General features: G+C 43.1%; 14 protein-coding genes. All 14 read left to right on the top strand.

All coding sequences use genetic code 11. The features are described 5' to 3' along the window. Nucleotides 1-13 precede the first annotated feature (13 nt). Complete coding sequence (locus tag EYS13_RS09025) at nt 14-1,162, top strand: uroporphyrinogen decarboxylase family protein (RefSeq protein WP_227761912.1); 1,149 nt, start codon at nt 14-16, stop codon at nt 1,160-1,162. A gap of 254 nt (nt 1,163-1,416) precedes the next feature. Continuing rightward, nucleotides 1,417-2,481: a Glu/Leu/Phe/Val family dehydrogenase gene (locus tag EYS13_RS09020; RefSeq protein WP_227761911.1), complete on the top strand. Its 1,065-nt coding sequence runs from the start codon at nt 1,417-1,419 to the stop codon at nt 2,479-2,481. Continuing rightward, a complete protein-coding gene (locus tag EYS13_RS16525) occupies nt 2,474-2,722 on the top strand; it encodes a 4Fe-4S dicluster domain-containing protein (protein ID WP_227761910.1) in 249 nt (82 codons plus the stop codon). Before EYS13_RS09020 ends, EYS13_RS16525 begins: the two co-directional genes overlap by 8 nt. After that, complete coding sequence (locus EYS13_RS09010; protein WP_227761909.1) at nt 2,694-3,764, top strand: 3-methyl-2-oxobutanoate dehydrogenase subunit VorB; 1,071 nt, start codon at nt 2,694-2,696, stop codon at nt 3,762-3,764. The genes EYS13_RS16525 and EYS13_RS09010 overlap by 29 nt, the downstream gene beginning before the upstream one ends. A gap of 11 nt (nt 3,765-3,775) precedes the next feature. Further along, entirely contained in the window at nt 3,776-4,519 is a 744-nt protein-coding gene (locus tag EYS13_RS09005; RefSeq protein ID WP_227761908.1) for a thiamine pyrophosphate-dependent enzyme, read from the top strand. A gap of 1 nt (nt 4,520) precedes the next feature. After that, nucleotides 4,521-5,057 carry a 2-oxoacid:ferredoxin oxidoreductase subunit gamma family protein gene (locus EYS13_RS09000; protein ID WP_227761907.1) on the top strand — a complete coding sequence of 179 codons (537 nt, stop codon included), beginning with the start codon at nt 4,521-4,523 and terminating at the stop codon, nt 5,055-5,057. A gap of 54 nt (nt 5,058-5,111) precedes the next feature. Then, nucleotides 5,112-6,209, top strand: a complete 1,098-nt coding sequence (gene buk / locus EYS13_RS08995; RefSeq protein WP_227761905.1) for a butyrate kinase — start codon at nt 5,112-5,114, stop codon at nt 6,207-6,209. A gap of 352 nt (nt 6,210-6,561) precedes the next feature. Beyond that, nucleotides 6,562-6,759, top strand: coding sequence for a cold shock domain-containing protein (locus EYS13_RS08990; RefSeq protein WP_227761904.1), 198 nt, complete (start codon nt 6,562-6,564; stop codon nt 6,757-6,759). Nucleotides 6,760-6,962: 203 nt separating this feature from the next. Further along, a complete protein-coding gene (cshA, locus tag EYS13_RS08985) occupies nt 6,963-8,363 on the top strand; it encodes a degradosome RNA helicase CshA (protein WP_277998184.1) in 1,401 nt (466 codons plus the stop codon). A gap of 124 nt (nt 8,364-8,487) precedes the next feature. Next, a complete protein-coding gene (locus EYS13_RS16520) occupies nt 8,488-8,706 on the top strand; it encodes an isochorismatase family protein (protein WP_227761902.1) in 219 nt (72 codons plus the stop codon). 182 nt (nt 8,707-8,888) lie between these two features. Further along, the gene (locus tag EYS13_RS08975; protein ID WP_227761900.1) at nt 8,889-9,653 is read left to right on the top strand and encodes an IclR family transcriptional regulator; all 765 of its coding nucleotides are present in this window, start codon (nt 8,889-8,891) and stop codon (nt 9,651-9,653) included. Nucleotides 9,654-9,776: 123 nt separating this feature from the next. Further along, nucleotides 9,777-10,616 carry a DUF3100 domain-containing protein gene (locus EYS13_RS08970; RefSeq protein ID WP_227761898.1) on the top strand — a complete coding sequence of 280 codons (840 nt, stop codon included), beginning with the start codon at nt 9,777-9,779 and terminating at the stop codon, nt 10,614-10,616. Continuing rightward, nucleotides 10,613-11,059 (top strand): hypothetical protein, encoded by a 447-nt coding sequence (locus tag EYS13_RS08965; RefSeq protein WP_227761897.1) that lies wholly within the window; start codon nt 10,613-10,615, stop codon nt 11,057-11,059. The genes EYS13_RS08970 and EYS13_RS08965 overlap by 4 nt, the downstream gene beginning before the upstream one ends. A gap of 19 nt (nt 11,060-11,078) precedes the next feature. Then, nucleotides 11,079-12,416, top strand: a complete 1,338-nt coding sequence (locus tag EYS13_RS08960) for an amidohydrolase family protein (protein ID WP_227761896.1) — start codon at nt 11,079-11,081, stop codon at nt 12,414-12,416. The last annotated feature ends 7 nt before the right edge of the window (nt 12,417-12,423 follow it).

Below are 12,423 nucleotides of genomic sequence, written 5' to 3'. Positions count from 1 at the left end.
GGAGAGGATAATATTGAATTCTAGAGAAAGAGCTTTAATGGCCTTACAGCACAAAGAACCGGACCGTATCCCCTTTGATCTGGCTGGTACTGTTACTACCGGGATTCACCATATTGCGTATAAAAATTTGTTGAATTACTTAGGTATTTCTAAAGAAGAGGTTAAAGTAGCTGAGATTCACCAGCAGTTGGCGGCAGTACACGAAGATGTCCTGCAGAGGTTAAAAGTAGATTTTCGTCCCGTATTTTCAAAGCTGCCGTCCGGATGGTACCCCGAATTTAAAGAGGACGATTACTACACCCATTTTATAGATCAGTGGGGTATCGGCTGGCGTATGCCCAAAGACGGAGGACTGTACTACGATCTGGAGTCTCATCCCTGGGCAAATTTTACAAGCCCGGAAGAAGTAGCTAATTATCGGGTGCCAGATCCAACAGATCCGGCGCGGCTAGATGGTGTAGCGGAAGAAGCACGGCAGCTGGCTGATTCAACAAATGCTGCCCTGTGTTTGGCAGGTGTTTCCGCAGGTTTTATGGAAATGGCCTACTGGTTAAGGGGATATGAACAATTTTTTATTGATCTTGCTTCAAACCCTAAAATGGCCCATGCTATCCTGGATAAGACTGTTGAGATTAAAATAAAGTATTGGGAAAAGGCTCTGCAGCTATTGGGGGATCTTATTGATGTTGTTGTGGAGGCTGATGATTTTGCCTCCCAGTATGGAATGATTATTTCTCCGGATACGTATCGAAAATTTATTAAACCCAGACAAAAGGAATTATTTGACACCATCAAGAAAAATTCGAAGGCTTTTATTTGTTTCCACTCTTGTGGTTCCGTCTATAACATTATTCCCGACCTAATAGAAGTTGGGGTTGACGCACTTAATCCTGTACAGGTCAGTGCAACGAACATGGATTCCAAAAAGCTCAAAAAAGAATTTGGTGATGTGCTGACTTTCTGGGGAGGTGGAGTAGATACCCAACGCATCCTGAACCATGGTACTCCCCAACAGGTTAAGGATGAAGTAAAACGACGCATAGAAGATTTTGCGCCAGGCGGGGGATTTGTATTTACACCGGTACACAATGTCCAGGCCGACGTTCCTCCTGAAAACTACATGGCGATGTGGGAAGCCTGGGAAGAATATGGTAAGTATTGATTATACTAAGGTGTCTTTTAGGCACCTTTTTTATTTAATACAGCACAAAAAGATGTTTCAGAAGCTCTGAGGTTTGGATTAGATACAAAAAATGCATGCAGAAAATTGCACGGTGCAAAAAAATGCAGTTGTATGACTAAAAAGGTAAAGCAATTTGGGATATTTCCCAACTATCACTTGTGGCACGCTTTTTGCTATAACTGAGTGGCAAACGATACTTCTTACTCAAAGAATGTAGACGGAGGTAGATAAGTATGGAACTGTACAAACAGATTAACAAAGCTGGCTATGAGCAGGTGGTTTTTTATCGGGACAGCGACAGCGGTCTTAAAGCAATAATTTCAGTCCATAGTACCGTTCTTGGCCCTGCTTTGGGTGGCGCGCGGATGTGGGCTTACGATTCGGAAGAAGATGCAATCGAAGATGTACTGCGTCTTTCAAAAGGAATGACCTATAAAGCTGCTGTTGCAGGACTTAACCTTGGCGGCGGGAAAGCTGTCATAATCGGTGATTCAAAAAAGGACAAAAACGAAAAGCTCCTTAGAGCTTTTGGAAAATTTGTAGACAGTTTGCAAGGACGATATATTACAGCCGAAGATGTGGGTACTTGCCAGGAAGATATGAATATTATTTCTCAGGAGACTAAATATGTAACAGGTATAGCACCGGAACGGGGTGGGAGCGGTGACCCCTCGCCGTTTACTGCCTTAGGAGTTTATCAAGGCATTAAAGCAGCAGTAGAAAAGGTTTATGGCACAACGGATTTAAAAGGAAAGGTTGTAGCAGTGCAAGGAGTGGGCAACGTAGGTTATTACCTCTGCCAGTATCTGGCCTCGGAAGGTGCCAGGTTGATAGTTAGCGATATTAATACAGGTGCACTTGAGAGAGCACAAGAAAAATTCGAGGTGGAGGTTGTCAGCCCCCAGGAAATCTTTGGTGTTGACTGCGATATTTTTGCCCCTTGTGCCCTTGGCGCGGTTGTAAATGATGCAACGCTCCCTGAGTTTAAATGTAAAATCATCGCCGGAGGCGCAAATAATGTACTGGCTGAACCGCGGCACGGCGACTTACTCCATAAGTCCGGTATTCTTTATATGCCCGATTACGTTATTAATGCCGGCGGTCTGATCAATGTGGCACAGCAGCTCTATGGCTACGATCAGGAAATTGTCAGGAACAAAGTGCTGAAAATTTATGACAACTGTGTCAATGTACTTAAATTAGCCGAGAAAGAAAATATTGCAACTTATCTGGCTGCGGACCGTGTAGCAGAGCAAAGACTGGCAGCTGCCAAAACAGAAGTGAGTAAAGTTGGCTAGTAAAACACGGCTAATAATTCGTCCGGAACGCTGCAAGGGCTGTGAAATTTGTCTGAGTTTTTGTAATAAGCAGCTGCTGTCGGTTTCAAACACTTTTAACCAGCAGGGGTACCGGCCTGTTAGTCTCTTATCCCATGAACGGTGCAACGGTTGCGGGGCATGTGTTTTAATGTGCCCCGACCTTGCACTGTATTTAGAAGGGAGCGTAGCCGATGAGCAAAGTATTAATGAAGGGAAATGAAGCATTGGCAGAAGCAGCCATCAGAGCCGGGTGCCGTTACTTTTTTGGTTACCCTATTACACCGCAAAATGAAATACCGGAATATTTGGCAAGGCGTCTCCCGGAGCATGGCGGTGTATTTTTACAGGCGGAAAGTGAAGTTGCTGCCATTAATATGGTCTACGGTGCAGCTGCTGCCGGTGCAAGGGTTTTGACCTCTTCTTCAGGTCCCGGCATAAGTCTTAAGCAGGAAGGCATTTCGTTTCTTGCCGCTACCGAATTGCCTTGTGTGATCGTAAATATGATGCGGGGTGGCCCAGGATTAGGCGGAATTCAAGCTGCTCAAGGGGACTATTTTCAAGCTACCAAAGGCGGCGGACATGGTGATTACCGTTTAATTGTATTAGCTCCTAATTCGGTTCAAGAGTTAGTAAATTTGACCCTATTGGCTTTTGATTTGGCTGATCACTACCGTAATCCTGCTATGATCTTGGGTGACGGAATATTAGGGCAGATGATGGAGCCGGTTATACTCCCACCACCGGTAAACATTCAGGTAGACAAACCTTGGGCTGCTACCGGTTGCAAGGGAAGAAACAGAAACATTGTAAACTCGTTATATTTAGATCCACAAGAACTAGCCGAACTCAATGACCGCCTTCAAGAGAAATATAACAGAATTAAAGCAAATGAACAGAGATATGACAATTACCTGACTACAGATGCGGAACTTGTAGTTGTTGCTTTTGGCACAGCCGCCAGGATAGCCCGTCAGGTAGTGGATGATTGCCGCTTAAGGGGGATGAAAGTTGGGCTATTCAGGCCAGTTACCCTGTGGCCTTATCCGGAGAAAGGGTTGATAGAGGCGACTGGACAGGCTAAGAGAGTTCTTACCCTGGAATTAAATACTGGACAAATGGTGGAAGATGTAAGGTTAAGTTTAAGAGACCGTATACCGGTTGATTTTCTAGGATGCACCGGAGGTATTTTGCCAAAGGCTAAAGATGTGTATAACAAAATAGAAAGTCTGATAGCTCAAAAAACACTTTTTGCCTGTGGTTAGGGGGTCACAAGATGTCTTTAGCATTAAATCTGCCCGAAGCCCTGACGGATAAGGCTTTTCATTATTGTCCGGGATGTACCCACGGCATTGTTCATCGTTTGGTAGCTGAAGTAATTGATGAACTGGGTATACGCGAAAATACTGTTGGCATTGCTTCCGTTGGCTGCTCAGTATTGGCCTATAATTACTTTAATCTGGACGTTGTTCAAGCGGCTCATGGCAGAGCACCCGCTGTAGCTACAGGTGTTAAGCGGGTACTTCCGGAGCAGGTTGTTTTCACGTACCAGGGAGACGGAGATTTGGCTTCTATTGGTACAGCAGAGATAGTACACGCAGCTGCCAGGGGAGAAAAGATTACAGTTATCTTCGTGAACAACTCTTGTTACGGGATGACGGGGGGGCAGCTTGCTCCAACAACGCTTTTAGGACAGAAAACAACTACTTCTCCGTTAGGAAGACGGGAGAACATAGATGGTTATCCTCTAAACATTATAGAGATGCTAGCTACCTTGCGTGCTCCGGCCTTTTTAGCCCGTACCTCGGTGCACAAGCCAAGCATGGTAGTTCGTGCTAAAAAGGTTATCCGTAAGGCGTTTGAGACACAAATAAATAATGAAGGTTTTGCTATGGTGGAAATTCTGTCTACCTGTCCGGTCAATTGGGGCCTTACCCCAATTCAGGCTCTAAAATGGCTGGAGGAAAAAATGATCCCCATTTACCCTTTAGGTGAGTTCAAGTTACCGGGGAGGAGTTGAGATGCTAGAAAAGGTGATTTTAGCCGGCCACGGAGGCCAGGGAGTTCTCTTTGCCGGTAAACTTTTGGCTTACGCAGGCATGTTAGCAGGTAAAGAAGTGGCATGGTTCCCTGCTTACGGCCCTGAAATGAGAGGCGGCACTGCTTACTGTACAGTTGTTCTTTCTGATAGCGTTATAGCTTCGCCAGTGGTTGACGAACCTGATAGTGCATTAATTTTAAACCAAGCTTCGCTGGAAAAATTTTTACCAAAAATTAAATCCAATGGCCTGCTTTTTGCAAATAGCTCTGTTGTAAGCAATAAGAATTCTCGGAATGATTTATTTAGTTATTGGATCGACGCCCAGACTATCGCTGAATCCATCGGAAATGGCAAGGTCACCAATTTGGTGATGTTAGGTGCTTATCTCCAGAAGAAAGCGCTGTTAGACTGGGATGCAATTATTAAGGGGTTGAGTACATTGCTAAGGGGGAAAAGCGAGGAGCTTTTCCAGCTAAACCTCAAAGCATTGGAGCAAGGCAAAAAATTGACTATGTGAAAAAGGAGCTTGGAGCTCCATTAAAGTGTGTCAATAACCTGAAAGGGAGAGTATATGGCAACTATAAACCAGCTTGAGCAGACTAACAAGTATCGGATACTGGTAATAAATGCGGGAGCAGCTTCCACCAAATTTGCAGTTTTTGAAGATCACGAAGAGGTTTTCACTCGTAAAATCGAGCATTCCCAAAGCGACTTGCAGTCCTATATCGATATCAACGAGCAATACTGTTATCGCAAAAACATTATTTTAGATACCTTGCAACTTGCTGGGATCCCAATGAATGCCTTTGATGCTATTGTGGCCAGAGGAGGGCTGCTGTTGCCCCTTGAGGGCGGGACCTATAGAATTAATGAAAAAATGGCAGAACACCTGAAAGCAGGCATTCAGGGTCAACATGCTTCAAATCTATCGGGCCTCATTGCTTATGACTTGGCAAAAGAATTAAAAATACCGGCATTTACAGTAGATCCTGTTTCGGTGGATGAGTTGGAACCCGTAGCTAGAATTTCCGGTTTGGCTGAATTGGAAAGAAAGAGCCTGTCGCATGCTCTGAACATGAAGGCAGTTGCTCGCAAAGTAGCTGCTGAAATGGGGAAAAATTATAATGAAGTGAATTTTATTGTAGTCCACCTGGGAAGCGGCATATCTGTTGCTCCCCACCAAACAGGCCGGATGGTAGATGTAAATAACCCAATGAGCGGAGGTCCTTTTGCTACTGATCGTTGCGGTGGACTACCTTCTGCGGAATTGGCAGAACTATGTTTTTCGGGTAAGTATACCCGGGAACAAATGCTCTCCAAGCTTTATAAAGAGGGTGGCCTCTATTCCTACTTTGGCACTAAAGATGTCCGAGAAGTGGAAAAATTTGCTGAGCAAGGAAATAAGAAGGCAGAGCTGGTTTTAGAGGCAATGGCTTATCAAACAGCCAAAGAGATAGGTGCCATGGCTACTGTGTTACAGGGAAAAGTGGACAAGATTATTTTAACAGGTGGCATCGCTTATTCCGACTTTATAACCTCGAAAATTATTAGCCGGGTTAATTGGATTGCTCCGGTTGTCATTAAGCCTGGAGAGGAAGAACTTTGTGCACTAGCAGCAGGTGCCCTGCGAGTGTTAAAAGGGGAAGAAAGGGTTAAAGAATATGCTTAACTAATAAATCTGGTTCATATATAATAGTTCGCTGGTTTTAAACCAGCTGTGCCCAATAAATAAGCTAAGAATAGTTAGGATTTTAATCTGACAATTTTAATCTTAATCGCTATTAGCCAGGTAGCTTTTTGCTCACCTGGCTTTTATGTCTAACCGGTTGGAATTGGGTTGTAGAAGGGAAATTTTCTAAATTTGTTTTCACAGTTTATTGTAAGTGTATGTTGTTTATGTTATTATTAATATTGAAATGTGGAGAACAACTTGATAATCTTGAGGCCTCTAGCTAAGCTAAGGACGATAGGTATAAAAGTTATTCCGCTTTTTGATGAATTTAAGCTTAGGAGGCTTCAGAATGCAAGGAAAAGTTAAATGGTTTAACTCCGAAAAAGGGTATGGATTTATTGAAAGCCGTGAGGGTGGAGATGTTTTCGTCCACTATTCCGCTATCCAGGGGAATGGTTTTAAAACACTGGAAGATGGTCAAAGTGTAAAATTTGATATAGTCCAGGGAAACCGGGGACCTCAAGCAGCTAATGTAACCGTTATGTAGTAAAGGGTATTTTAGGGAGAGTATTTCCGTACTGGAAATGCTCTCCCTTTTTACTTGAAAAAAGCAAGTGCAAGCTAACCAGGGCTTACACCCACGTGGAGGCTAGGTGCAAGCCCAGTTTTTTATATTTGCTTTATTATTAAGAATGTTAATTAGCAAAAATGTAGATTATAGTTAAAAATGTAAAAGGAGAATAATTTGCTATGCCAACTTTTTATGAACTAAACCTAAGTCACCCTGTGCTTCGGGCTATCTCCAGCATGGGGTTTGAAGAAACTACACCTATTCAGGAAAAGACAATCCCCTTAATAATGAAAGGACGGGATATTATCGGACAGGCCCAGACCGGAACCGGCAAAACAGTCGCTTTTGGCATTCCCTTAGTAGAAAAAGTGGATGCAGGTACAGAAGCTGTCCAAGGGTTAGTTATAACCCCTACCCGGGAATTGGCTGTCCAGGTTGCTGAAGAATTAAATAAAATTGGGCAGTTTAAGGGAGTTCGTGCTTTACCTATTTACGGCGGGCAGGATATTAACCGGCAAATCAAAGCACTTAAAAACCGATCCCACATCATCGTGGGCACTCCAGGGCGCTTAATTGACCACTTCAAAAGAAAAACCATCCGACTTGAGCAGGTGCAAATAACTATTTTAGATGAAGCCGATGAGATGTTAAATATGGGGTTCATTGAGGATGTGCAGACAATTCTGCGGCATATCCCTAATCTGCGGCAAATATTGCTTTTCTCTGCCACAATGCCTGAACCCATTCGGAATTTAGCTCAGCAGTTTATGCAGAATCCTGAGTTAATTAGTATAACAACAAAAGAAGTGACTGTGGCCAATACGGAGCAAAACTATATCGAAGTTAAAGAAAACGAGAAATTTGATGTTCTATGCCGGTTGCTGGACATTCAATCCCCGGATTTGGCAATTGTGTTTGGCAGAACCAAACGGAGGGTTGATGAACTATCGGAAGCCTTGACAAAGCGCGGGTATTCCTCTGAAGGCCTTCATGGTGATTTGACTCAGGCTAAGCGAGACACCGTATTAAGGCATTTTAGGGAAGGCACGATCGAGATACTGGTCGCAACTGATGTGGCAGCCAGGGGGTTGGATATCAGCGGGGTTACTCATGTTTATAATTTTGACATTCCACAGGATCCGGAAAGCTATGTGCACCGAGTTGGCCGCACCGGGAGGGCGGGTAAAACAGGCTTGGCTATAACTTTCGTAACTCCCAGGGAGATCGGGCAATTGAAACTAATTGAACAGGTAATAAAACGCAGAATAAGACGTAAACCTGTTCCTACACTAACAGAGGCCATAGAAGGTCAGCAGCGATTAACTGTAGAGAAGTTGCTGAAGGCAATTGAAGCGGGAGATAATCTGCAATATGTAGGGCTGGCTGAGGAATTGTTAGTGGAAGTCGATTCTGTTTCTCTTTTATCCGCCGCTTTAAAACTGCTGACAAAAGAAACTGGCGTTACTCCGGTGAAATTAACTGAAGAACCCCCTATTTGGAAGAAGGTAAAAAATAAGAGGGCTTTCCAGCCGGCGGATGGTAAAAAACGCTCGGGAAGTAGATCCTATACGCGTAAGTAGCTTTAGACTGTAAAACATTAATTTCGTTACTGGCAAATGCTTGCTGCCAGTTTTTTTTTTTTTTATGTCTTAAATTTTTATTTGAGTAGATTTCAAGTGACTAAACCAGAAATCCCCGAAAGGAGTGAAGTCACTTGTATATTCTACAACAAACTATGCCTATTCTTTGGGTTACGAAGTTATTGTGATTGAAGATTGTTTCTCTTCCAATGCACCGGAAATTCAAGCGTTAAACATAAGAGATATGGCTAACATGGGTGCCACTATTATTAGCGTTGCAGATTATCTCAAGCTACTACCGCATGTACACCGTAAACGTACTGGAGAACGTATACGTCACTAAATGTTGGCAAATCCCGTTACCCTTGAATCCAATTGAGTCTTTGGGCGACGGTAGTGTGGGTTGGACTGACAGATGGTAGTTATTTTTTTTTTTTCTAAGAAGGAAATTTTTAAAATACATAGAATTATTCATTATAATCAGAACTATGTTCTTATTTTAAGGACGAAGAAGGGAATGTATCAATGGTTTCGAAAAAGACTGCAAAGCTGGAAACAGGGGATAGGCTGCTGATGCTTTTGGAATGCTTTACTTTAAGCAAACCCGAATGGGGTGTTACAGAACTAAGTGAAAAATTGGGCTTATATAAGAGTGTAGTGCATCGCATGCTAGTAACTCTTGAAAATAGAGGTTTTGTTTCCCAAAATCCTGTTACAAAAAAATATGGGTTAGGTTTGAAGGTATTTGAATTAGGTATGGTTGTGGCCGGTCAAATGAATTTACGGAATGTTGCCAAACCTATTATGGAAGAACTTGCCAAACAAACTGATGAAACTGTTATTTTGGAAGTGGTAGATGGGTTTCATGGCTTGTGCATAGAGAAGGTGGAAAGCTCCCAAAGCATGAAATGTACTTCGCAAGTTGGCAAACGAGTGCCCCTTCATGCCGGTGCACCTACAAAAATATTAATGGCATATCTCCCCGCTGAAAAAATTGAACAGATTATCGAGCAAGGACTGCAAAAATTTACCGAGTCGACTGTTACGGAACCGGATATACTGCGGAATCAGCTGGAAGAAATTCGCCAAAAAGGTTACTGTATATCTAATGGTGAACTTGACCTTGGCTCCCTGGGGATAGCATTTCCAATCAGAAATCACGAAGGTAAGGTCATAGCAGCTATAAGTGTAGTTGGACCAGAGTTTAGAGTCGCGGACAAAATAAACCAGTTTCTGTTGTATTGCCAATCTGCTGCTGCTGCCATTTCGCAACAATTAGGGGGCATGTAGTTTTTTTTACCTATGAGAAAGAACAATGTCCCTTAAATAAGAACGGAAAGGAGGTCAAGTCGTTTCTAAAATTAAGGGACAGGTGAAAATCAAAGAATGCTAATATTCCAAGGAGGGATATATATGGCAAGCTCAAATGAGCGTACTTTGCTAGACAGGTGTAAAGAAGAGTACAGGGTTTATATTGTGGCATTTTTGATTGTGATTATTGCGGAACTCATAGGTACTCACAAGTTTAAAATAGGACCGGGGATGATGGTAATTTTCCCCATGTTCTATGGTCTTATTTTCGGAACTCTTCTTGGCCCTAAGCTACTTGGCTTTTTCAAAATGGAGGAGGTAAAAGCGGCTTCTCCCCTTGTATTGGTGGCAATTACGCCTTTTATGGCAAAGTTGGGTATATTGGGGGGAGCAAACCTTTCGAAATTGGTAGCGGTAGGACCGGCTTTAGTGTTACAGGAATTAGGTAATTTAGGCACCATTTTTTTTGCTTTACCCGTGGCCATAATGTTAGGCCTAAAAAGGGAAGCTGTTGGAGCCACTCATTCTATCTGCAGGGAAACGAACCTTGGCTTAATTACTCACGTATATGGTCCAGATTCCGAGGAAATGAGGGGAGCTCTTTCCATCTATGTAATCGGTTATATTATTGGGACAATCTATATAGGTTTTTTAGCCAGTCTAGTGGCGTCTACGCAACTGTTCCATCCCTTTGCTCTTGCCATGGCCTCAGGTGTGGGCAGCGGTAGTATGATGGCAGCTGCCTCAGGGGTATTGGCTAATATTTATCCTCAATTTTCTAATGACATTCTAATGCTTGCCGGAGCCAGTGACATGCTATCCGGCCTGGATGGTATTTACGTAGGGCTTTTCCTTGCTTTGCCAATCGCCAATAAATTGTACGATTGGTTGGAGCCTAAAATAAGTCCAAAGAAAAGCTTAAAGGTAGGTGTTGAAAAGTGAAATATCGGGATTGGATATTTTTATTGACAATTACTTCGCTAATAACCATTCTTTCTAATCTAATTGGTTATAAAACTCCAATTAGCGAGTCTATACCCGGTGTTTTAATATTGGCAGGCATTGCATTGGCCGGGGTGATTTTAGGTAAAGTAATACCTCTAAAATTACCCATGATCTTATATGTTTCCATGTTAGGATTACTTTTGGCAAGCCCTGTTTCCCCGGTATCTAAGGCGGTGATTGAGTATACTTCCAAAATTTCATTTATGGCCCCTGTTACGGTAGTGGGTGCCTTTGCAGGAATCTCTATGGGGAAAGATTTTCAAACTTTTAAAGAGCAGAGTTGGAGAATGTTAATTGTTGGGATTCTGGTCTTTACCGGTACCTTTGTTTTGTCGGCAATCGTTGCGCAAGTTGTATTATCTTTAACAGGTGCAATTTAAACAGTATGGGGGATTTTAAATGAAATGTGACATTTTGATTAAAGACTGTGCGCTGATGACACCCGAGCTGAATATTGTCGAGGGTCAAGCTGTAGCAATCACAGACACTAAAATTGCGGAGATTGGACCAAGCACAGAGTTAACTGCAAAATATGGAGCGGAAACCATTATTTCGGGCAAGGGCAAACTTCTTATGCCCGGCTTGGTAGATGCCCATACCCATACCTGTCAGCAGTTGCTTCGGGGCAGAACAATGGATGAATATCCCATGGTGTGGGCCCGGATCCTGGTTCCTTTTGAAAGTAATTTAAACGAAGAAGATGTATATTACAGCGCACAGCTTAGCTGTCTGGAAATGATTAAATCGGGAACCACTGCCTTTGCTGATTCAGGCGGCCTGCACATGCCTAAAGTTGTAGAGGCAACAGTCGAGTCAGGAATGAGGGCTGCAATTACCCGGTCTACGATGGATATGGGAGCTTTCATTCCCGATAGCATGAAGGATACTGCTGATACAGCTATAAAGAAAATTGAGCAGTTATATGATAGTTACCATGGTGCCGGTGAAGGCAGGATTAGCATTTGGTTTGCTATCAGGCAAGTGATGACATGTTCTCCGGAACTCATTCGGATGGTGGGCGAAAAAGCAAAGGAATACCAAACCGGTATCCATGCTCATCTGGCTGAACATCGGGACGAAGTCAGTTTTTGCCTACAGAAGTACCAAAAAAGGCCTGCTGAATACCTGGATTCCTTGGGCGTTTTAGGGTCCAACTTACTCACTGCCCATAATGTGGCTTTATCTGAGAGCGAAGTAGAATTGCTCAAAGAACGAGATGTAAAGATTGTCCATTGCCCGCGCAGCAACTTTGGAAATCATGGATTTCCCAAAACCCCGCGCATGGTACAATTAGGGATGTCCATAGGAATTGGAAGTGACGGGGCAGCCGGCGCAAGTTTAAGTTTATTTGATGAGATTAGGGTTTTTCGCTCGGGCATTCATGCTTTTTGGGGAATACCAATTTTTGACCCGGTAGTTCTTCCTGCCAAGGAATTAGTCAAAATGGTTACATTAGGTGGAGCCCGTGCGCTGCTTTTGGAAAATGAAATAGGGGCCATTGAGGTAGGGAAAAAAGCGGATCTTATTCTGATTAACATTGATCAGCCGCATATCAGTCCGACGCACAATCTGATAAACACCTTAGTGGAAGCCGTAACCGGTAATGATGTACAGGATGTGATCATTGACGGTAAAGTGGTGATGAAAAACAGAGAAGTGTTGACCATTGATGAGGAAAGAGTTTTATATGAAAACAAGAAAAGAATAAAATCAATAGCTGCAAAAGCCGGTATTTAGCTTGTTT

This window comes from Zhaonella formicivorans (assembly GCF_004353525.1).
GTDB lineage: Bacteria > Bacillota > DUOV01 > DUOV01 > Zhaonellaceae > Zhaonella > Zhaonella formicivorans.
This window is presented reverse-complemented; position numbering and strand designations above follow the sequence as displayed.